19 protein-coding genes are annotated in these 19,643 nt (G+C 66.1%); 11 read left to right on the top strand and 8 right to left on the bottom strand.

The genetic code is table 11. The features are described 5' to 3' along the window. Positions 1-81: 81 nt before the first annotated feature. From bioC to bioB, 4 genes are all read right to left on the bottom strand, one after another. The gene (gene bioC, locus O6P39_RS02380; protein ID WP_275609882.1) at positions 82-885 is read right to left on the bottom strand and encodes a malonyl-ACP O-methyltransferase BioC; all 804 of its coding nucleotides are present in this window, start codon (positions 883-885) and stop codon (positions 82-84) included. Continuing rightward, complete coding sequence (locus O6P39_RS02375) at positions 878-1,603, bottom strand: alpha/beta fold hydrolase (RefSeq protein ID WP_275609881.1); 726 nt, start codon at positions 1,601-1,603, stop codon at positions 878-880. The genes bioC and O6P39_RS02375 overlap by 8 nt, the downstream gene beginning before the upstream one ends. Beyond that, on the bottom strand, positions 1,596-2,801 hold the full coding sequence (gene bioF, locus O6P39_RS02370) for an 8-amino-7-oxononanoate synthase (RefSeq protein ID WP_275609880.1): 1,206 nt from the start codon (positions 2,799-2,801) through the stop codon (positions 1,596-1,598). The genes O6P39_RS02375 and bioF overlap by 8 nt, the downstream gene beginning before the upstream one ends. 146 nt (positions 2,802-2,947) lie before the next feature. Continuing rightward, positions 2,948-4,006, bottom strand: a complete 1,059-nt coding sequence (bioB, locus tag O6P39_RS02365; protein ID WP_207888149.1) for a biotin synthase BioB — start codon at positions 4,004-4,006, stop codon at positions 2,948-2,950. A gap of 239 nt (positions 4,007-4,245) precedes the next feature. On the opposite strand from bioB, the gene O6P39_RS02360 reads away from it, so the two are divergent. The 6 genes from O6P39_RS02360 to rarD all read left to right on the top strand — a co-directional run bounded on the left by O6P39_RS02360 (position 4,246) and on the right by rarD (position 8,919). Further along, complete coding sequence (locus O6P39_RS02360; protein WP_275609879.1) at positions 4,246-4,539, top strand: hypothetical protein; 294 nt, start codon at positions 4,246-4,248, stop codon at positions 4,537-4,539. Positions 4,540-4,648: 109 nt separating this feature from the next. Next, positions 4,649-5,305, top strand: coding sequence for a ComF family protein (locus O6P39_RS02355; RefSeq protein WP_275609878.1), 657 nt, complete (start codon positions 4,649-4,651; stop codon positions 5,303-5,305). A gap of 93 nt (positions 5,306-5,398) precedes the next feature. Further along, on the top strand, positions 5,399-6,163 hold the full coding sequence (locus O6P39_RS02350) for a TOBE domain-containing protein (RefSeq protein ID WP_275609877.1): 765 nt from the start codon (positions 5,399-5,401) through the stop codon (positions 6,161-6,163). A 111-nt stretch (positions 6,164-6,274) separates the two neighbouring features. Beyond that, the gene (locus O6P39_RS02345) at positions 6,275-6,685 is read left to right on the top strand and encodes a substrate-binding domain-containing protein (protein ID WP_275609876.1); all 411 of its coding nucleotides are present in this window, start codon (positions 6,275-6,277) and stop codon (positions 6,683-6,685) included. 56 nt (positions 6,686-6,741) lie between these two features. After that, positions 6,742-7,716 carry a serine/threonine protein kinase gene (locus O6P39_RS02340; protein ID WP_275609875.1) on the top strand — a complete coding sequence of 325 codons (975 nt, stop codon included), beginning with the start codon at positions 6,742-6,744 and terminating at the stop codon, positions 7,714-7,716. 315 nt (positions 7,717-8,031) lie between these two features. Next, the gene (rarD, locus tag O6P39_RS02335) at positions 8,032-8,919 is read left to right on the top strand and encodes an EamA family transporter RarD (RefSeq protein WP_275609874.1); all 888 of its coding nucleotides are present in this window, start codon (positions 8,032-8,034) and stop codon (positions 8,917-8,919) included. Positions 8,920-9,577: 658 nt separating this feature from the next. Here rarD and O6P39_RS02330 read toward each other — a convergent pair. Continuing rightward, on the bottom strand, positions 9,578-10,096 hold the full coding sequence (locus O6P39_RS02330) for a glycine cleavage system protein R (protein WP_275609873.1): 519 nt from the start codon (positions 10,094-10,096) through the stop codon (positions 9,578-9,580). A 13-nt stretch (positions 10,097-10,109) separates the two neighbouring features. Continuing rightward, positions 10,110-10,559, bottom strand: a complete 450-nt coding sequence (locus tag O6P39_RS02325) for an N-acetyltransferase (protein ID WP_275609872.1) — start codon at positions 10,557-10,559, stop codon at positions 10,110-10,112. Between the two features lie 294 nt (positions 10,560-10,853). Between O6P39_RS02325 and O6P39_RS02320 the strand changes: the two genes are divergently transcribed. Then, complete coding sequence (locus O6P39_RS02320; protein ID WP_275609871.1) at positions 10,854-13,031, top strand: malate synthase G; 2,178 nt, start codon at positions 10,854-10,856, stop codon at positions 13,029-13,031. Positions 13,032-13,734: 703 nt separating this feature from the next. After that, entirely contained in the window at positions 13,735-15,264 is a 1,530-nt protein-coding gene (locus O6P39_RS02315; RefSeq protein ID WP_275609870.1) for an NCS1 family nucleobase:cation symporter-1, read from the top strand. Positions 15,265-15,306: 42 nt separating this feature from the next. Here O6P39_RS02315 and pcaD read toward each other — a convergent pair whose 3' ends face one another. Beyond that, positions 15,307-16,104 (bottom strand): 3-oxoadipate enol-lactonase, encoded by a 798-nt coding sequence (gene pcaD / locus O6P39_RS02310; protein WP_275609869.1) that lies wholly within the window; start codon positions 16,102-16,104, stop codon positions 15,307-15,309. A gap of 97 nt (positions 16,105-16,201) precedes the next feature. Here pcaD and O6P39_RS02305 point away from each other — a divergent pair, with 97 nt between their 5' ends. Beyond that, the gene (locus O6P39_RS02305) at positions 16,202-17,077 is read left to right on the top strand and encodes a LysR family transcriptional regulator (RefSeq protein ID WP_275609868.1); all 876 of its coding nucleotides are present in this window, start codon (positions 16,202-16,204) and stop codon (positions 17,075-17,077) included. Here O6P39_RS02305 and O6P39_RS02300 read toward each other — a convergent pair whose 3' ends face one another. Further along, complete coding sequence (locus O6P39_RS02300; RefSeq protein ID WP_275609867.1) at positions 17,078-17,830, bottom strand: glutathione S-transferase family protein; 753 nt, start codon at positions 17,828-17,830, stop codon at positions 17,078-17,080. A 172-nt stretch (positions 17,831-18,002) separates the two neighbouring features. On the opposite strand from O6P39_RS02300, the gene O6P39_RS02295 reads away from it, so the two are divergent. Together O6P39_RS02295 and O6P39_RS02290 are read left to right on the top strand one after the other, a co-directional pair. Beyond that, the gene (locus O6P39_RS02295; protein WP_275609866.1) at positions 18,003-18,521 is read left to right on the top strand and encodes an RNA polymerase sigma factor; all 519 of its coding nucleotides are present in this window, start codon (positions 18,003-18,005) and stop codon (positions 18,519-18,521) included. Beyond that, the gene (locus O6P39_RS02290) at positions 18,518-19,480 is read left to right on the top strand and encodes a FecR family protein (protein ID WP_275609865.1); all 963 of its coding nucleotides are present in this window, start codon (positions 18,518-18,520) and stop codon (positions 19,478-19,480) included. The genes O6P39_RS02295 and O6P39_RS02290 overlap by 4 nt, the downstream gene beginning before the upstream one ends. The last annotated feature ends 163 nt before the right edge of the window (positions 19,481-19,643 follow it).

The following is a 19,643-nucleotide window of genomic DNA, read 5'->3' as shown; positions in this document are numbered from 1 at the left end:
CTCGGTGCTTTTCCGCAGGTGCGGACTGCGTCCGGGATTAGCCATCGACTCAATGGCCATCGCGGACAGCGTCCGCTCCTACTAAGAATAGATTTTGCGCAGGACGGCGTAGACCACCCGGTAGGTGGCCGGCAGTCCCTGGGGCTGGCGGAATTGTTCGTAAGCGGTGATCAGCGCGCGCACCCGCTCGCGCCCGGTCAGCCCGTCAGGCCGGCCGGGGTTGAGGTTGTGCGCGCCGAGCGCCTTGAGTTCATGGGTGAGGCTGCGCAAATCGGGGAAATGCAGGACGCGGTCCTCGGTGCGCAGTTCCAGCACCTCCAGCCCGCTGGCGGCGCAATGCAGCTGGTAGTCCTCGAACGCGCGGAAGCGGTTCACATGGACGAAGCCATCCACCGCCTGCCAGGCACTGCGCAGCTCGCCCAGGGTGCCGATGCACAGGCTGCTGAACGCCAGCACGCCGTTCGGACGCAGCACCCGCCGTGCTTCGCTCAGCACCGAGGGCAGGTCCGCGCACCATTGCAGCGCCAGGCTGGAGAACAACAGGTCGCACGCCCCGTCGCGCAGCGGCAGATGCTCGGCGTCGCCACCGATGAAATGCTCAGCGCCACCCAGATCGCGGGCATGGCGCAGCATGCCTTCGGCGATGTCGACGGCCAGGCCATGGGCCTGTGGATAGTGCTCCGCCAGGGCGCGGGTGAAATAGCCGGTGCCGCTGCCCAGGTCGACCCAGCGCTCCGGCGCCAGCTCGCCCGGCAACCGCTGCAGGAGCTGCGAGCCGACCGCGCGTTGCAGGTCGGCCACCGCATCGTAGGTCTCAGCGGCGCGGGAGAAGGAAGCGGCGACCTGACGCTTGTCAGGCAGCACGCTGTGACTGCTTTCAGGCATCGTCGCCCTCGTGGATGAATCTCAGGATGGCGGCGGCCGTTTCGTCCGGCTGTTCCAGCGGCAGGCCGTGGCTGGCGTCGGGCACCAGGCTGACTTCGACGTCCGGCAGCCATTCCAGCAGGGCATCGGCGGCAGAGGCCGGCACCAGGGCATCGTTGCCGGCGAACAGGTGCAACTGCGGGCCGGGATAGCGGCTCAGGGCGGCACGGGTATCGAGCTGGCCGAGCAACTGCAGGCCGGCGGTCAGGCCCGCGGCATCCAGTTGCGGCAGCGCCACCTGAAGTTGCCGCGCCAGGGTGCGGGCATCGCGCGCGCCCTGGCTGACCAGCAGGGTGAAGCGCTTGCGCACCAGCTGCGGCTCCAGCAGGAAGGCCTCGAAGAAGTCTTCGAACACCTCGTTGGCCATGGCTTCGGGCCAATCTTCGCGACGACGGAAGCAGGGGTTGCTGGCCAGGGTGACCAGCCCACGGCAGGATTCGCCGCGCCGCGCCGCCAGCTCGGCGGCGAGCATGCCGCCCAGCGACCAGCCGGCGATCCAGGCGTCATGGGGGACGTTGTCGTCCAGTTCGTCGAGCCAGACGCTGGGGTCGGCATCGGTCGGCAGCGGCTCGATCTGCACGTTCAGGTGCGGCGCCTGCTCCAGCAGCGCATCGCGCAGCGGCTCCAGCGGCGCGCTGCCCAGGCCCCAGCCCGGCAGCAGGATCAGTTGGTCACGCATCATCGCCCTCCTCGGCATCGATCTCTGCCAGAAGGCTAGACGACACGCGCTGCCAGCTTTCCGCCAGCGCCACGAGCAGGCGGTCGACCTGCGCCTCGCTGTGCGAGGCGGAAAGCGTCACGCGCAGGCGCGCGGTGCCGGCCGGCACGGTCGGCGGGCGGATGGCGCCGACCAGGATGCCGTGCTCGCGCAGCTCCGCCGACAGGGCCATGGCCTGGCGGCTGCCGCCAATGAGGATCGGCTGGATCGGCGTCGGGCTGTCCATCAGGCGCAGGCCGATGGCCTCGGCGCCGCTGCGGAAGCGGGCGATCAGCGCATTGAGATGGTCGCGGCGCCAGCTTTCGGCGCGCAGCAGCTCCAGGCTCTTCAGCGTGGCGCAGGCCACGGCCGGCGGCTGGCTGGTGGTGTAGATGTAAGGGCGGGCGAACTGGATCAGCGTCTCGATCAGTTCCTCGTTGCCGGCGACGAAGGCGCCCGCGGTGCCAAAGGCCTTGCCGAGGGTGCCGACCAGCACCGGCACATCGTCCATGCCCAGTCCGAAATGTTCGACGATGCCGCCGCCAGTCGCGCCCAGCGGGCCGAAGCCGTGGGCGTCGTCGACCATCATCCAGGCATTCTTCTTCCGCGCCTGCGCACAGAGCGCCGGGAGGTCGGCCAGATCGCCGTCCATGCTGAACACGCCATCGGTCACCACCAGGGTGTTGCCTTCGGCCTTGTCCAGGCGCGCGGCGAGACTGACAGCGTCGTTGTGCAGGTAGCGCGAGAAGCGCGCGCCGGAGAGCAGGCCGGCGTCCAGCAGCGAGGCGTGGTTGAGGCGGTCTTCCAGCACGCTGTCGCCCTTGCCCACCAGGGCGGTGACGGTGCCGAGGTTGGCCATGTAACCGGTAGAAAACAGCAGCGCACGCGGGCGGCCGGTGAACTCGGCGAGCGCCAGCTCCAGCTCGTGGTGCGGGCCGCAATGGCCGTTGACCAGGTGCGAAGCGCCACCGCCCACGCCCCAGCGCTCGGCGCCGGCGCGCAGGGCGGCGATCACCTCGGGGTGATTGGCCAGGCCCAGGTAATCATTGGAACAGAAGGCCAGCATCGGCTGGCCATCGATGAGCACATCCGGCCCCTGCGGGGATTCCAGCAGCGGGCGGCGGCGGTAAAGGTCCTCCGCCTGGCGCTGGGCCAGACGGGCGGCGAGATCGAAAGACATACGCAACCCCGAATCGGCGACGGTCCTCCGGGAAGAGGACCTGTAGGAGCGAGCTTGCTCGCGAACAAGCTTCCAGGGCACTCAGCTGCTGGGCGGTTCGCGATCAAGGACTGGGCGTCCCCCTCGCTCCTACATAGAAAAGCAGATCAGGCCGAAGCCGCGTTGTAGAACAGCTGGGAGTCGCGTTGTTCCACCAGCGCCTGCTCGATGGCGGCCTGGTGCACTTCGTCGGCATGCTCCTCGCGTTCCTCGGGCTTGATGCCCAGGCGCGCGAACAGCTGCATGTCCTTCTCGGCCTGCGGGTTCTTGGTGGTCAGCAGCTTCTCGCCGTAGAAGATCGAGTTGGCGCCGGCCATGAAGGCCAGGGCCTGCATCTGCTCGTTCATCTGCTCGCGGCCGGCGGACAGGCGCACGTGGGATTTCGGCATCAGGATGCGGGCGACGGCCAGGGTGCGGATGAAGTCAAACGGATCGACGTCCTTCTCCTCGGCCAGCGGGGTGCCCTTGACCTTGACCAGCATGTTGATCGGCACCGATTCCGGGTGCTCGGGCAGGTTGGCCAGCTGGATCAGCAGGCCGGCGCGGTCGTCCACCGACTCGCCCATGCCCAGGATGCCGCCGGAGCAGATCTTCATCCCCGCCTCACGCACGTACGCCAGGGTCTGCAGGCGCTCGCCATAGGTGCGGGTGGTGATGATGTTGCCGTAGAACTCCGGCGAGGTATCGAGGTTGTGGTTGTAGTAGTCCAGGCCCGCTTCGGCCAGTGCCTTGGTCTGCTCCTGGTCCAGGCGCCCCAGGGTCATGCAGGTTTCCAGGCCGAGCTTCTTCACGCCCTTCACCATTTCCAGCACGTAGGGCATGTCCTTGGCCGATGGGTGCTTCCACGCCGCGCCCATGCAGAAGCGGGTGGAACCGATGGCCTTGGCTTCGGCTGCCGCTTCCAGCACCTTCTGCACCTCCATCAGCTTTTCCTTGTCCAGGCCGGTGTTGTAGTGGCCGGACTGCGGGCAATATTTGCAGTCTTCCGGGCAGGCGCCGGTCTTGATCGACAGCAGGGTGGAAACCTGTACGCGGTTCGGGTCGAAGTGCGCGCGGTGCACGGTCTGCGCCTGGAACAGCAGGTCATTGAACGGCTGTTCGAACAGGGCACGGACTTCGGCAAGGGTCCAGTCGTGGCGGGTTACTTGGGCTGCGGTGGCACTCATCGGCAAAGTCCTTCGACGCTTGGGGGCGCCTCTTGTCTAAGGTGCCCCGGCGGCGCGCCACCGGGGGAATCAGGCTCAAGGCATCATATGTGGACCTGTGACGCTGTCAACCACTCTCGCGACACAGGTTGACAAGTGATCACTTAATGAACAATTCGATATTCATGCGCCACGATCTGCTGAACCCGGCGCCCCGGATATCGCTCCAATCCAGCAGGACATTCAGGAGTCATCCCCAGATGGGAACCGAAGGATTCTTCGACAGCCTCGGCCAGATGGTCGGCAAGGCCATCCGTTTCATCGTCGATCTGCTGTCGGGCGTGCTCGGCGGCCTGTGGCGCGCCATGGACGATTTCTTCCACGGCCTTGCGCGCGCCGTCGGAATCGACGTCTCGATCTTCAGCTTCGTCCTGCTCTTCCTCGGCCTGCTGCTGCTCTACAGTGGCATCCGCGCCTTCCTGCGGCGCTCGATCTTCGGCGGGCTGATCTGGACGGTGCTGGGGCTGCTGGTCCTGAGCTGGCTGATCCACTGACAGCCGCCGCCCATGGAGGGGCGGAATGCGGTTCTCTCAGGGGTCTCCCATCTGGCAATGGCGCCCCGTCTGGTGGCGCCCACGCGTACGATGCCTGTTGTGTGGTGCGATGACGGAACAGGCCGAGCTGCCATTGTGTCCGGGTTGCGACGATGACCTGCCCTGGCTCACCGGGCACTGCGCGATCTGCGCCCTGCCGCTACCGGTCGCCGGCCTTACCTGTGGGCAATGCCTGCGCCGCGCTCCCGCCTTCCAGCGCGTCGAAACGCCCCTGCGCTACGGCTTTCCGGTCGACGCCCTGATTACCCGCTTCAAACACCAGGCCAACGCGCCCTTCGGCCGGCTGCTCGCGCAGTTGCTGTCGCGCCACCTGAAACATGCCTTTGACGAAGGACTGCCGCGTCCGGATCGTCTCGTACCCGTGCCGCTGTCACGTCAACGCGAGCGCCAGCGTGGCTTCAACCAGGCCGCCCTGCTGGCCGCCTGGCTCGCCGCCCCCCTGGGTCTGCCTGTGGATAACCGCTTGCTGCGGCGCATCCAGGACACTCCCGCGCAGCAGGGCCTGGACGCCGCCGCGCGCAAACGCAACCTGCGCCGCGCCTTCGCCCTGGCCGATGGCGCGCGGATAGAAGGCCTGCACCTGGCGCTGGTGGACGACGTGCTGACCACCGGGGCCACCGCCCAGTTCATCGCCCGCGAGCTGCGCAAAGCCGGTGCCCGACGGGTCGACGTCTACTGCCTGGCGCGCACGCCAGCCCCGGAATAGACGACCGCTCGTCCACATTCCCGGCAATTTTCCCTTGCGTTTTGTCGGCTGGCGACGGAGCCTCGCCGCATACCAATAAGCACTCGCGAAACCATGACCACCCTCAGCCTGCTGACCCAGCACGTCACCCGCCGCCCGCAACGCATCGCCCTGCTCGCGCAGATCGCCCAGCTCGGCTCGATCACCCACGCCGCCAAAGCGGCCGGCATGAGCTACAAGACCGCCTGGGACGCCATCGATGAACTGAACAACCTCTCCGACCGCCCGCTGGTGGAACGCAGCGTCGGCGGCAAGGGCGGCGGCGGCGCACGCCTGACCGCCGACGGCGAACGCCTGCTGGCGCTCTACCAGCGCCTGGAAGCCCTGCGCGAACACATCGTCGAGCATGTCGAGCACCAGGCCGACCTGGAGCTGATCGGCCGCCTGATGATGCGCACCAGCGCTCGCAACCAGTTGCACGGACATATCTGCGCCATCGAGCCCGCCGGGCTCAACGACCTGGTGTGCATCGAGCTGCCCGGCGGCGCGCGCATCCAGGCGCGGGTCACCCGCGAAAGCACCGAGAAGCTTGAGCTGCGCGACGGCCAGCCGGTGGTGGCGCTGATGAAGGCCGGCTGGCTGTACGTCGACCTGCCGCACATCCCCTGCCCGGATGGGCTGAACGCACTGGAAGGGCATATCGACGACATCCGCGAGGCCGACGACGGCCCCAGCGAAGTGCGCATCCAATTGCCCAGCGGGCAGATGCTCTGCGCCCTGACCGATCCGGAGCGCATCGAAATCCTGCGCCTGAAGCCCGGCGCCCAGGTCCGCGCGCAGTTCTCCCCAGCCCAGGTGATCCTCGGCACGCCGCTGTAGTTTCCCTGCCATACATCAAGCCCCGCGCCAGCGCGCCGCGCTCCAATGACCGCCAGAGACTCCCGCCCCTCCCGGGCGGGCCTTGCGGTTCAGCCACACTGGAGCCCCACCATGCGCCGCCTGCTCAGCCTGTTCGCCCTGCCCCTGCTGCTGTCCCTGCCCCTGGCTGGCCACGCCGGCCCCGACGTGCTGCGCATAGGCGCCAGCCAGGCGCTGATGCCAACGCTGGAGCCGCTGGTGGACCGCTACCAGCTCGACACCCACAACAAGGTGCTGCTGATCGGCGGAGCCGACGAGGAACTCGGTGAACAGGTGCGCCAGGGAACGCCCTATGACCTGCTGCTCAGCGCGCAACCCGCGCCGCTGACCCACCTGCACCACCAGGGCCACGGCGAGAAGCCCCTCCCCGTCGGCTGCAAGGCACAGCCCATGCAGGAACTGACGCTGGTGCGGGGCGATCGGCACGAACTGGCCACACATTTCCTCGACTACCTGAAACAGCACCACTGCAACGAACACTGAGGCAAATCGCTCACGGGGTTACACTAGGCGGCCTGCACACTGCCTGGATCGTTGCCATGTCCCATCCCTTCTCCGACCTCACGCCCGACTTGGTTCTGGATGCGGTGGAAAGCATCGGTTTCCTCAGTGACGCCCGCGTGCTGGCGCTCAACAGTTACGAGAACCGCGTCTACCAGGTGGGCATCGAAGACAGCGAGCCGCTGATCGCCAAGTTCTACCGTCCGGGGCGCTGGACCAATGAAGCGATCCTCGAAGAACACGCCTATGCCGCGGAACTGGCCGAATGTGAAGTGCCGCTGGTAGCGCCGCTGGTCCACGAGGGCAAGACCCTGTTCGAGCACGCTGGTTTTCGCTTCACCCTGTTCCCCCGCCGTGGCGGCCGCGCGCCGGAGCCGGGCAACCTCGACCAGCTCTACCGTCTCGGCCAACTGCTGGGCCGCCTGCACGCCGTGGGCGCCAACCGCCCCTTCGAGCACCGCGAGGCGCTGACGGTGGATAACTTCGGCCACCAGTCCCTGGCGACCCTGCTGGAAGGCAACTTCATCCCCAGGAGCCTGCTGCCGGCCTACGAGTCCGTGGCCCGCGACCTGCTGAAGAAGATCGACGAGCTGTACGCGCGCGTGAGCTACACGCCCATCCGCATGCACGGCGACTGCCACCCCGGCAACCTGCTGTGCCGCGACGAGACCTTCCACGTCGTGGACCTCGACGACTGCCGCATGGGCCCCGCCGTACAGGACCTGTGGATGATGCTCGCCGGCGAACGCCAGGAGCGCCTCGGACAACTCTCGGAACTGGTCGACGGCTACCAGGAATTCCACGACTTCGATCCGCGCGAGCTGCCGCTGATCGAAGGCCTGCGCGCCCTGCGCCTGATGCACTACAGCGCCTGGCTGGCGCGCCGCTGGGACGACCCGGCGTTCCCGCCGAGCTTCCCCTGGTTCGGTAGCGAGCGTTACTGGGGCGACCAGGTGCTGGTGCTGCGCGAGCAACTGGCGGCGCTGGATGAGGAGCCGTTGCGGTTGTTCTGAGCCTACACCGGCGTTCATTACCGGCCTGCTGGCCGGATCGCGGACGGAGTCCGCTCCTGCACCGCAGTGGGCGTACGACCGCTCGCGGCTCCCCAGCCCCTGTAGGCGAGCTTGCTCGCGAACCGCATGACACCGGAGCGACCGGGAAACCCGTTCGCGAGCAAGCTCGCTCCTACGAAGAGCTCGCCCCGTAAAGCCAACGTTACGCACATTCACTGCTCCCCAGTCATCGGCCACCTCCCCGGCACAGACAAGCTCCCGCGCGCCCCCTAGAATTAGCCAGCCACTCATTAGCTGCCTAACCAAGGATGTTCCATGGCTACCGCCAATCCCCGCCGGGGCTATGCCCTGGGCCTGACTGCCTATGTCATCTGGGGGCTCTTCCCGATCTACTTCAAACTGCTCGAACGTATCCCCGCGCTGGAAATCATCACCCATCGCGCCATCTGGTCCGCGGTGTTCGGCGCCCTGCTCCTGCTGGTGTGGAAGCACCCCGGCTGGTGGCGGGAACTGCGCGAGAATCCCAAGCGCATCGCCGTGCTCACCGCCAGCGGCCTGCTGATCGCCAGCAACTGGCTGGTCTACGTCTGGGCGGTGAACAACGGCCACATGATCGAGGCCAGCCTGGGTTACTACATCAACCCGCTGATCAACGTCCTCCTGGGCCTGGTGATCCTGCGCGAACGCCTGCGCCCGCTGCAGTGGGTCGCCGTGGGCCTCGCCGCATTGGGCGTGGCGCAGCAGTTGTGGCAGCTGGGCAGCGTGCCCTGGGTATCGCTGGCCTTGGCGCTGACCTTCGGCTTCTACGGGCTGATCCGTAAACAGGCGCCGGTGGCCGCGCTGCCGGGGCTGGTGGTGGAGACCTGGATCCTGCTGCCGCTGGCAATCGGTTATCTCGTGCTGTTTGCCAACGGCCCAAGCGTGCACGCGGACTTCTGGACTACCAAGGACGCCATCTGGCTCGCCGCTGCCGGCCCGATCACCCTGGTGCCACTGGTCTGCTTCAATGCCGCCGCCCGCCACCTGCCCTACGCCACCCTGGGCTTCCTGCAATACCTGGCGCCGACTTTGGTGCTGCTGCAGGCCATCTTCCTGTTCGGCGAGCACCTGGACAGTACCCGTCTGGTCTCCTTCGGCTGCATCTGGCTGGCGCTGGTGGTGTACAGCGTGGACATCTGGTATCGCCTGTCCCGCGGCAACTGATCAATCCTTGACCACCCTACTGAAAGTCCCGATTTTCGGGGCTTTCAGCAAGCCACCACCAGACTATCCACAGCACCATCCCGCACAAACGGGGATAAGCGCCTGGCACGGGCCCTTATCCCCAACTCCGATGCCTCAACGCTGATCCCTCGACTCGCGGGTACACCCTTCGATCATTTTTCATTCAATCTTCGCAAAGCCACGTCCCTTCTGCGATTCGGCGGAATTCCCAGTGTTTTTCCACAGGCTAATCCCCGTGCACTGTGAATCTTCCGGGGAGCGCTGACCGGATCGTGGACAACTCTTCACAAGCCGCGCAAACAAAGGCTTACAGCCATCAGCCCACGGCCTTTCCACAGACTCATCCAGAGGTTTTGTGCACAGCGGCGGGGCGGCGCGTCCTGCGCACCTGCTCCCATGGCGGGAACGGAAGAACCGCTCAGAAAACGAGCAACGCTACCAAAGCCTCGTCACCAGTGGCGTACAGCTGGTTATCAACAGAAAGCTCACGGAGCGATCCACGCGATCTGTGCACAGCGGCGAAACCGATAGTGGATAAGCGCTGATGGACGAGACCCAATGAAAATGGGCTCTCCATGAATCCAATCACAGAGAGCCCACAGACTTATGCACAGGGCAGCGATGGAAGGTCAGCGGATCAATCCCCACTGTGGAAATTCATTTCCACCATCAGGTCGTCCGCCAGCTCCTCCAGACGCGTCTGCAGGGTTTCCAGCGGCAAGGTCAGTGGCACCGCCAGCAACGCTTCAGCGTGGAACAGCGGTTCGCTGCTCATCGGCGCCGGCAGGACTTCGGTGGTCAGGCGCTCCAGGTTGACGCCATGTTCGGTGAGCAAACGCGTGATATCGCGGACGATGCCGGGACGATCGTTGCCCACCAGGTCCAGGTGGATCGGCTTCCAGTTGCATGCCGGCTCGATGCCGCTTTCCGCCAGCAGCACGCGGATGCCGTAGGCCGACAGCCCCTGCAGGCCCTCGACCAGTTCGTCATAGCCCTCGGCGGGAACCGCCACCCGCAGGATGCCGGCGAATTGCCCAGCCATGCGTGACATGCGGCTTTCCAGCCAGTTGCCGCCATGGGCGGCGATGCACTGGGCGATGCGCTCCACCAGGCCGGGCTGGTCCGGGGCGATGACCGTGAGAACGAGGTGATCCATGGTGCAGCCTCCGTCAGGCGGAAAGATCCAGCCAGTAGGTGTAGAACTTCTCGTCGCGCCGATAACCAAGGCGTTCGTAGAGCGACTGGCCGGCACGGTTGGTCTTGGCGGTTTCCAGCATCAGGCCGCAGGCACCAGTGGCCTCGGCATGGGCGCGGCCGGCGTTCATCAGCGCCTCGCCATAACCGTCGCGACGCGCGGCTGGCATCACGTAGAGATCGCTGACCAGCCAGGCCGGCTGCAGCGTCAATGAGGCGAAGAACGGGTAGAGCTGGACGAAGCCCACGGCCAGGCCGTCGATGCTGCGGGCGATGAACACGGTGGACTGGCCGTGCTCGATGCGCGCCTGGAGAAAGCCACGGATCGCCGCATGGGGCGCGGGCACTTCGTAGAAGTCGAGGTAGCCGGAGAACAGCGGCACCAGGTCGTCGAGATCGGCGGGGGTGGCAAGTGTCACGGACATGCGGGATTCTCCAGGGCGGAGAAAGCAGTATAGGCAGGGCATGCGACGCTGGCTGCGACGGGGTGCCACAGGTACCGGATCAAGTCATTCGTATACAGTTTGAAGATTTATCTGGAACAACCCATAAAAACTTTGCGAACATATTAAGCGCTACGTGACTGAGATGCGTACTTTGGTCTAACCGCGACGCAAGCCCACTGATTTTTCCCATGGCATCATGTAGTATTTCGCGGCTCGGACTACAAGGCGATTTGCCTGTGTCCTGAGCTGGTCCTGAGCAGAGTGAGGCAAGCAATGACTGAACGCGTTCAAGTCGGTGGCCTGCAGGTCGCCAAAGTCCTGTTCGACTTCGTAAACAACGAAGCCATTCCCGGCACCGGCGTCGACGCCGGCAAGTTCTGGGCAGGTGTGGAAACCGTAATCAACGATCTGGCCCCCAAGAACAAAGCCCTGCTCGCCAAGCGCGACGACCTCCAGGCGAAGATCGACGGCTGGCACCAGGCCCGCGCCGGTCAAGCGCACGATGCGGTCGCCTACAAGGCCTTCCTGCAGGAAATCGGATACCTGCTGCCGGAAGCGGCTGACTTCCAGGCCAGTACCCAGAATGTCGACGAAGAAATCGCCCGCATGGCCGGCCCGCAGCTGGTGGTGCCGGTGATGAACGCGCGCTTCGCCCTGAACGCCTCGAATGCCCGCTGGGGCTCGCTGTACGACGCACTGTACGGCACCGACGCGATCAGCGAAGAGAACGGCGCCGAGAAGGGCAAGGGCTACAACAAGGTCCGTGGCGACAAGGTCATCGCCTTCGCCCGCGCCTTCCTCGATGAAGCCGCACCGCTGGAGTCCGGCTCCCACGTCGACGCCACCGCCTACGCCGTGAAGAACGGCGCGCTGGTCGTGACCCTGAAGAACGGCAGCGACACCGGCCTGAAGAACGCCGCCCAGTTCCTCGGCTTCCAGGGCGACGCCGCCAAGCCGCAAGCCGTGCTGCTCAAGCACAACGGCCTGCACTTCGAAATCCAGATCGACCCCACCAGCCCGATCGGCCAGACCGACGCCGCTGGCGTGAAAGACGTGCTGATGGAGTCCGCGCTGACCACCATCATGGACTGCGAAGACTCGGTCGCTGCCGTCGACGCCGACGACAAGGTCGTGGTCTACCGCAACTGGCTGGGCCTGATGAAAGGCGACCTGGCCGAGTCCGTGACCAAGGGCGGCAGCACCTTCACCCGTACCATGAACCCGGACCGTGTCTACACCAAGACCGACGGCTCCGAGCTGACTCTGCACGGCCGCTCCCTGCTGTTCGTGCGTAACGTCGGCCACCTGATGACCAACCCGGCGATCCTTGACGCCCAGGGCAACGAAGTGCCCGAAGGCATCCAGGACGGCCTGTTCACCGGCCTGATCGCGCTGCACAACCTCAAGGGCAACACCACCCGCAAGAACAGCCGCACCGGCTCGATGTACGTGGTGAAGCCGAAGATGCACGGCCCGGAAGAAGTGGCCTTCGCCGCCGAAATCTTCAGCCGCGTCGAAGACGTGCTGGGCATGCCGCGCAACACCATGAAGGTTGGCATCATGGACGAGGAGCGCCGCACTACCATCAACCTGAAGTCCTGCATCAAGGCGGCCGCCGAGCGCGTGGTGTTCATCAACACCGGCTTCCTCGACCGCACCGGTGACGAGATCCACACCTCCATGGAAGCCGGCGCCGTGGTGCGCAAGGGCGCCATGAAGAACGAGAAGTGGATCGGCGCCTACGAGAACAACAACGTGGACATCGGCCTGGCCACCGGCCTGCAGGGCAAGGCGCAGATCGGCAAGGGCATGTGGGCCATGCCGGACCTGATGGCCGCCATGCTCGAGCAGAAGATCGCTCACCCGCTGGCTGGCGCCAACACCGCCTGGGTTCCGTCGCCGACCGCCGCCACCCTGCACGCGCTGCACTACCACAAGGTCGACGTGTACGCCCGCCAGGCCGAACTGGCCAAGCGTGCACCGGCCTCGGTGGACGACATCCTGACCATTCCGCTGGCTCAGAACACCAACTGGAGCGCGGAAGAGATCAAGAACGAGCTGGACAACAACGCCCAGGGCATCCTTGGCTACGTGGTCCGCTGGATCGACCAGGGCGTCGGCTGCTCCAAGGTGCCGGACATCAACGACGTGGGCCTGATGGAAGACCGCGCCACCCTGCGTATCTCCAGCCAACTGCTGGCCAACTGGCTGCGCCACGGCGTGGTCACCCAGGAGCAGGTGCTGGAAAGCCTCAAGCGCATGGCTTCGGTGGTGGACCGTCAGAACGCCAACGACCCGCTGTACCGCCCGATGGCGCCGAACTTCGATGACAACGTGGCCTTCCAGGCCGCGCTGGAACTGGTCATCGAGGGCACCAAGCAGCCCAACGGCTACACCGAGCCGGTCCTGCACCGCCGCCGCCGCGAGTTCAAGGCCAGGAACGGTCTGTAAGAACTTCGCGCTGCGATGAAAGAACCGCCCTTCGGGGCGGTTTTTTTATGGTTTCTGAAAGGTGATCGAGGGGCGGCGGGAATCATCGCGGACCTTGTCCGCGAATCCTTCAGCGTGCACCGATTTCGCGGAGAAGCTCCGCTCCTACGAGATCAAGGGCCCCTCACCCTAACCCTCTCCCGCAAGCGGGAGAGGGGACCGTTCGGTGCAGGATGAAACCACGACTTCAACCGGCACGATCTGCCCCCTCTCCCTTTGGGAGAGGGCTGGGGTGAGGGCAAGCGTTGGCACAAATATCTCAGAGGAAGACAGTTGCTCCTACAAGAGCAAGGGGCATCAGAGAACCAACGGCACGAACTCGCAGGACACAGAACGCGATGTTCTCGTAGGAGCTAACTTCATCCGCGATGCCCGCCGTCGCACCAGATCCCCACACGTAACGTCTGTGCACAATTTTTGTGTACAAAATCCCCATTCACACACTCGCCGCACACCAGAAAACCTGACCTGTAAGTCAATGATAAATCTGGAGAAATATTTTCCTGACCGATCAGACAGGCGCAAAGCCCGCACCAAATCAGGGCTCCTGCCGGGTCAGCCATCGAGACCGGAAAGACATCGGGACGCGCCCGGCGCGAACTGGCACGGATTTGGCTTTTGCATACAAACCTAAAAAGCCGTGCATACAAAATCCGAGTAGCCCATGAATTCCAGTCCCACTCATCTGTCCGGCGCTTCCTCCATCCAACCTGTCGACAGAGCGGCGTCCAGCCATGATGCCGCGCCAACCCTGAGCCCGCGCCTGTACAGCGCCGACCTCGCCCCGACCAAGGCCCAGGGCCGCAGCTGGGGGCGCTACAGCCTGTTCGCGCTGTGGACCAACGATGTGCACAACATCGCCAACTACTCCTTCGCCATCGGGCTCTTCGCCCTCGGCATGAGCGGTGCGCAGATCCTCGCCGCCTTCGCCCTCGGCGCGCTGGTGATCTACGGGCTGATGAACCTGTCCGGATACATGGGCCAGAAGACCGGCCTGCCCTATCCGGTGATGTGCCGGATCAGCTTCGGCATCCATGGCGCCCAGGTTCCGGCGCTGATCCGCGCGGTAATCGCCATCGCCTGGTTCGGCATCCAGACCTACCTCGCCTCGGTGGTCCTGCGCGTGCTGCTCACCGCCATCGCCCCCGACCTCAAGCCCTACGACCAGAACTCGATCCTCGGCCTTTCCACCCTGGGCTGGATCACCTTCCTCGGCATCTGGTGCGTGCAACTGGCGATCTTCGCCTACGGCATGGAAATGGTGCGCCGCTACGAATCCTTCGCCGGCCCGATCATCCTGGTCGCCTTCGCCACCCTGGCGGGCTGGATGTACTGGCGCAGCGGCCTGTCCATCTCCTGGTCCAGCGGCAACGCGCCAACCGGCTCGACGATGTGGCTGAAAGTGTTCGGCGCCGCCGCGCTGTGGGTGTCGCTGTACGGCACCATGATCCTCAACTTCTGCGACTTCACCCGTAACTGCCCGGACCGCCGCACCATCAGCGTGGGCAACTTCTGGGGCTTGCCGGTGAACATGCTGGGCTTTGCGCTGATCGCGGTGGTGCTGGCCGGCGCGCAATTCAGCATCGACGGCAAGCTGGTGCAGGGGCCGACCGAGATCGTCGCCGCCATCCCCAACACCGCCGGCCTGGTGCTGGCCTGCCTGGCGTTCCTGATTGTCACCGTGGCGGTGAACATCATGGCCAACTTTGTAGCCCCGGCCTACGTGCTCACCAACCTCGCGCCGAACCTGCTGAACTTCCGCCGCGCCGGCCTGCTCAGCGCCACCATTGCGGTGCTGATCCTGCCCTGGCACCTGTACAACAGCCCGGCGGTGATCGTGTATTTCCTCGGCGGCCTGGGCGCCCTGCTCGGCCCGCTGTACGGCATCATCGTCACCGACTACTACCTGGTGCGCCGTGGCCGGGTGAACCTGCCGGAGCTCTACAGCGAAAGCCGCGAGGCTGCCTACCACTACCGCGGCGGCGTCAACCTGCGGGCCGTGGCGGCCTTCATTCCGGCGGCGCTGATCGCCATCGTGCTGGCGCTGGTGCCGGCATTCGACGCGCTGTCGCAGTTCTCCTGGTTCTTCGGCGCCGGCCTGGGCGCGCTGATCCACTACGCCCTGGCCGACCGCAAACGCAGCTATGCGGAGGTTTCCGGTGAGCCCATCGCGGTGGATGCGGCGCACCACTGATCTGCCGACAAGACAAAGGCCGCCCTCGGGCGGCCTTTTCGTTCAGAGCGCCAGCAGGAAATCCAGCACCGCGCCCTCGAACTCGCGGGGAAACTCGATGTTCGACAGGTGCACCGCCGGTAGCGTCAGCAGGCGCGCACCAGGAATCGCCTCGGCGATCAGCTCGCTGTGGCTGGCGGCGGTCACGGTGTCGAACTGCCCGGCGATCACCAGTGTCGGCAGGCGAACCGCCTTCAGCGCTTCCCGCAGATCGGCCCCCTGGACGGCGGCAAAGGAACCGGCCAGGCCATGCCGGTTGGTCGCCAGCAGCGTGGCGCGGAACGGCTCCACTTCCGGCCGCCGCTGCGCCAGCCAGGACGCCGGGAACCAGTTGGCGAGGAAGGTGGCGGCGGTGCCTTGCAGGTCTTCCGCGTCCAGCACCTCGGCAATGCGCGCGTCCCACTGCTCCTGCGGCCCGAGCCAGGCGGAAGTGTTCGCCAGCACCAGCCGCTCGACGCGTTGCGGCGCATTCACCGCCAGCCACTGGCCGACGAATCCGCCGAGCGAGAGACCGAGGAAATGCGCGCGATGTACGCCGAGCGCATCCAGCAGCTCGATCACGTCTTCGCCCAACCGCGCCAGCGAATAGGGCCCCGGCGGCACGCTGGACGCACCATGGCCGCGAGCGTCATAGCGCAGCACGCGGAAGTGTTCGGTCAACGTGGCGACCTGCCCATCCCACATGTGCAGGTCGGTGCCGATGGAGTTGGACAGCACCAGCAGCGGCAGCTCGGCGGCGCCGTCGAGGCGGTAGGCGATGCGGGCGTTGTCGCGGGTGGTCAGGTAGTGCAGCGAGCTCATGGGAGCATCTCCTCGAGTGAATGTGGAGACGAAGGTAGTTGCGGCAGGATTCCGAAGAAATTACAAAGACCTGAACCAGATTGTCAGGAAAGCTGACATGCACGATTTCACCCTGCACGACCTGCACTGCTTCGACGCCGTCGTCGAGGCGGGCGGTTTCCAGGCGGCGGCGCAGCGACTGCACCGTTCGCACCCGGCGATCTTCGCCGCCGTCGCCCGGCTGGAGGGGCAATTGGGCTTCGAGCTGCTGGACCGCAGCGGCTACCGCGTCGGCCTGACCGCCGCCGGGGCGTCCTTCCACCGCCGCGCCCAGGGGCTGCTCCGCGAGCTGGGCAACCTGCGTGACCACGCCGCGCACCTGGCGGCTGGCGAGGAAAGCGAACTGCGCGTGGTGCTCGGCGACTTCTGTCCACGTCCGGCGCTGCTGGAAAAGCTCGCACGTTTCTTCGCCGAGGAACCGCAGACGCGTCTGCAACTGTATTTCGAGAGCGTCAGCGGCCCGCTGGAGCGGCTACTGGATGACGATGCCGACCTGATCCTGCACCGCGTGGAAAAGGCCGACCCGCGCCTGGAATGGATCGACCTGGGCGACGTCGATTTCGTCCCGGTGATCACACCAACGCTGCTTCCGGATAGGGAAAACGTCACCCCCGAGCACCTGCGCGCGCTCACCCAGTGCGTGATGCGCGACAGCGCCCGGCACTCGCCGCCGGTGGACTACTTCACCCTCGACGGCGCGCCGCAATGCACGGTGCCGGACCAGGCGATGAAGAAGGAACTGGTGCTGCACGGCCTGGCCTGGGGCCACCTGCCGCGTCATCTGATTGAAGAAGAACTGGCTGCTGGGCGCCTGCGCGACCTCAGCGGTGCGCAGCTGCCCGGCCGCCGCGAGGAGCTGGTCGCCGCGCGTCGCCGTGACCGCTCCCACGGGCCGGTGGCGCAGCGGCTCTGGCGCTTCCTCCAGCAAGCCTGATCAGCTGCGGCTCATCGGCCCGCGCACCGGCTGCTCGCGCATGTGGCTGATGGCGCTGACCGGCGCACCGGCGGCCAACAGGGCCTCGCGCTGCTGCAGGATCGGCGTGCGGGCGATGGCGCGTTCGAACAGGTTGAGCTTCTGGAACGCCGGCAGCGCGAAGGCGGCGTCGAGCATCGCCGCCAGCTTCGGCCAGCGCTGGGCGTCCAGCTCGTAACGGGCGAACTGCGCGTTGCGCATGAAGCAGGCGACGCTGATGTCGGCGATGGAGAGCTCGCCGAACAGCCAGCCGCGGGCCGGCAGCTGCGCCTCCAGGTAGTCGAACACCGCCGGAAGGTCCTGCTGGTAGGTCTTCTCCAGCAGCGCCGCATCCGGCTCCCGGCCCCACACCCCACGGCCGATCACCAACTGGTCGAACAGTTGCCAGATCACCACCTGGCCCATGCGGGCGTCGGCGAACTCCTCGATCCAGCGGGCACGGGCACGCTCGGCGATGTCCGTCGGGTACAGCGAGGGCTGTGGATAACGCTCCTCCAGGTACTGGCAGATCACCGAGGAATCGTTGAGCACCAGGTCGCCGTCCACCAGCACCGGCACCTGCCGCAGCGGGCTCAGGCGCTCGAACTCGGCGTTGCCGTAGAAGGGCACGACGGAATCGACGCGGTACTCCACGCCCTTGAGTTCGAGCATGACCAGCGCCTTGCGCACGTAGGGCGAGAGGTAGGAGCCAATGATCAGCAGGGGTTCGCGCATATCGGTTATCCGCCAGAAGGAAGAGGATCGATTGTAGAACGCCGTCGATCCATCGGCGATCGACCGATAAAAGCCGACGAGCGTGATTGCAGCGCCAGCGGCAGTCTGCGATCATTTGCGAATAGTTCTCGTTACTAAATTAGTGCCCGACCTGGGCATGGGGGAGCAAGGGGTGTCGGCCGTCCAGATTGGCAATGGCGAACGCGTTGGAGTGCTGTACCGCGATCATCGCGACTGGCTGACTGCCTGGCTCAACCGTAGCCTGGGCTGCGTGCAGCGCGCCGAAGACCTGAGCCAGGACACCTTCGTCCGCGTGCTCGGCCGCCGCGAGCTGCCGTCCCTGCGCGAACCCCGCGCCTTCCTGGTGACCATCGCCAAGGGCCTGCTGGTGGACCACTGGCGCCGCGTAGCGCTGGAACAGGCCTACCTGGAAGAGCTGCACCACCTGCCCGAGGCCGTGCAGCCTTCAGCGGAAGAGCACTGCCTGATCCTCGCCGACCTGCGCGAAATCGACCGCCTGCTGGGCAGCCTGTCCACCCGCGCACGCCGGGCCTTCCTGCTCAACCGCCTGGACGGCCTGGGTCACGCCGAGATCGCCGAGCTGCTCGGCGTCTCCGTGCCTCGCGTGCGCCAGTACATCGCCCAGGGCCTGCGCCAGTGCTACATCGCGCTGTACGGAACGCCGACGTGAAAGGTCCGGTTTCCCTGCGCGTGCTCGACGAGGCCATCAGCTGGCAGTTACGCCTGGGCTCCGGCGAGACACGCCCCGATGACGAGGCGGCGTTCAGCCGCTGGCATGCCGAGCACAGCGAGCACGCGCGGGCCTGGAGCCAACTGGGGATGCTCGACCGCAACCTCGCCGGCGCCGCGCCCCTGGCGGCGCGCAACGCCCTGCTGCGCTCACCGCGGGAGGCACGGCAGAAGGTCCGTCGACTGGCGGGCAGCGGCCTGTCGCTGCTGCTGGTCGGCGCGCTGGCCCTCGGCGTGGGCAACCGCTACCTGCCCGTGCAGTACGCCTTCTCCGACCTGCTCACCGGCACCGGCGAGCAACGCGAGCTGCGCCTGCCCGACAACACTCTGGTCAAGCTCAACAGCCGCACCGCCGTGGACGTGCGCTTCGACGCCGAGCAGCGGCGCATCGTGTTGCTCAGCGGCGAGATTCTGGTGGAAACCGCCCACGGCGACAGCCGGCCCTTCATCGTCGAGACCCGCGACGGCCGCCTGCGCGCCCTGGGCACGCGCTTCCTGGTGGAGCGCGACGGCGAAGACGGCACCCTGCTCAGCGTCCTGCACTCGGCGGTTGCCGCACGCCCCGAACAGCGGGAGGAGGAAAAGGTCATCGCCCAGGGCCAGCACGTGCGCGTAAGGCCTGACGGACTCGGCCCGGTAGAGGCCAACAGCGCCGTCGCCGACGCCTGGACCCACGGCATGCTGGTGGTGGACAACGTGCGCCTGGCCGAGCTGGTCGAGCGCCTGTCGCGGGAAAGTCCGGGCTACCTGGGCATCGACCCGGCGGTGGCCGACCTGCGCATCACCGGCAGCTTCCCGCTGCACGACATCGGCCTGGCCCTGAGCTCGCTGGAGCCAAGCCTGCCGGTGCGGATCGAGAAGCACGGCCCCTGGTGGTCGCGCGTAGTACCCCGCCGCTGAGGAGCGCTTTCTTGTAGGACCGAGGGGGGCGCCTAGCCCTTGCTCAAGAACGGAGCATCCGGCGCACCGGCGTTATGCGGTTCGCGAGCAAGCTCGCTCCTACGAAAGCCGGTCCCCGCGAAAAAATTTTCACCCAGCCCTATCACTTTTCATTTCTCGCTCG

The sequence above is a fragment of the Pseudomonas sp. PSE14 genome, from assembly GCF_029203285.1.
GTDB lineage: Bacteria > Pseudomonadota > Gammaproteobacteria > Pseudomonadales > Pseudomonadaceae > Pseudomonas.
Note: the sequence above shows the minus strand (reverse complement) of the source record. Positions and strands in the feature narration are given on the sequence as shown.

What these genes read in the sequence shown, in the direction of transcription:
- O6P39_RS02355 (WP_275609878.1), top strand. Translation starts at nt 4,649, where the DNA reads ATGACGGAACAGGCCGAGCTGCCATTGTGTCCGGGTTGCGACGATGAC.
- rarD (WP_275609874.1), top strand. Translation starts at nt 8,032, where the DNA reads ATGGCTACCGCCAATCCCCGCCGGGGCTATGCCCTGGGCCTGACTGCC.
- O6P39_RS02330 (WP_275609873.1), bottom strand. Translation starts at nt 10,096, where the DNA reads ATGGATCACCTCGTTCTCACGGTCATCGCCCCGGACCAGCCCGGCCTG.
- O6P39_RS02375 (WP_275609881.1), bottom strand. Translation starts at nt 1,603, where the DNA reads ATGCGTGACCAACTGATCCTGCTGCCGGGCTGGGGCCTGGGCAGCGCG.
- bioB (WP_207888149.1), bottom strand. Translation starts at nt 4,006, where the DNA reads ATGAGTGCCACCGCAGCCCAAGTAACCCGCCACGACTGGACCCTTGCC.
- O6P39_RS02360 (WP_275609879.1), top strand. Translation starts at nt 4,246, where the DNA reads ATGGGAACCGAAGGATTCTTCGACAGCCTCGGCCAGATGGTCGGCAAG.
- bioF (WP_275609880.1), bottom strand. Translation starts at nt 2,801, where the DNA reads ATGTCTTTCGATCTCGCCGCCCGTCTGGCCCAGCGCCAGGCGGAGGAC.
- O6P39_RS02305 (WP_275609868.1), top strand. Translation starts at nt 16,202, where the DNA reads ATGCACGATTTCACCCTGCACGACCTGCACTGCTTCGACGCCGTCGTC.
- O6P39_RS02340 (WP_275609875.1), top strand. Translation starts at nt 6,742, where the DNA reads ATGTCCCATCCCTTCTCCGACCTCACGCCCGACTTGGTTCTGGATGCG.
- bioC (WP_275609882.1), bottom strand. Translation starts at nt 885, where the DNA reads ATGCCTGAAAGCAGTCACAGCGTGCTGCCTGACAAGCGTCAGGTCGCC.
- O6P39_RS02350 (WP_275609877.1), top strand. Translation starts at nt 5,399, where the DNA reads ATGACCACCCTCAGCCTGCTGACCCAGCACGTCACCCGCCGCCCGCAA.
- O6P39_RS02300 (WP_275609867.1), bottom strand. Translation starts at nt 17,830, where the DNA reads ATGCGCGAACCCCTGCTGATCATTGGCTCCTACCTCTCGCCCTACGTG.
- O6P39_RS02320 (WP_275609871.1), top strand. Translation starts at nt 10,854, where the DNA reads ATGACTGAACGCGTTCAAGTCGGTGGCCTGCAGGTCGCCAAAGTCCTG.
- O6P39_RS02345 (WP_275609876.1), top strand. Translation starts at nt 6,275, where the DNA reads ATGCGCCGCCTGCTCAGCCTGTTCGCCCTGCCCCTGCTGCTGTCCCTG.
- O6P39_RS02325 (WP_275609872.1), bottom strand. Translation starts at nt 10,559, where the DNA reads ATGTCCGTGACACTTGCCACCCCCGCCGATCTCGACGACCTGGTGCCG.
- O6P39_RS02315 (WP_275609870.1), top strand. Translation starts at nt 13,735, where the DNA reads ATGAATTCCAGTCCCACTCATCTGTCCGGCGCTTCCTCCATCCAACCT.
- pcaD (WP_275609869.1), bottom strand. Translation starts at nt 16,104, where the DNA reads ATGAGCTCGCTGCACTACCTGACCACCCGCGACAACGCCCGCATCGCC.